Raw genomic sequence first — 223 nt, 5'->3', positions numbered from 1 at the left:
GGGCCGCTTGCCCGGGGGACAGCAGAGCGCCGGTCATGAGAGGGGTCCCTCCGGCGTCGGGATAGGGTCTGCCGGCGGTAGAGTTCCTCGACCGAACAGCACATTCAGCTCCTCCCACATCTGCTCGCCAAGAAAGACGAGCCAGGTGATACCGGTGATCGGCCAGGCAATATGGATGACCCACAGCGGCAGTTCGGCCAGTTCGGAGATCCGATACCAGGCG

The 223-nt window shown here is 64.1% G+C and carries 1 pseudogene; it reads right to left on the bottom strand.

The features are described from left to right. Positions 1–33 precede the first annotated feature (33 nt). Positions 34–223, bottom strand: a pseudogene (locus E4K09_RS29540) (hypothetical protein); the annotation flags it as partial.

Source organism: Microvirga pakistanensis, from assembly GCF_004458765.1.
GTDB lineage: Bacteria > Pseudomonadota > Alphaproteobacteria > Rhizobiales > Beijerinckiaceae > Microvirga > Microvirga pakistanensis.
The sequence above is the reverse complement of the archived record's forward strand: the minus strand, read 5'-3'. Positions and strand labels throughout refer to the sequence as shown.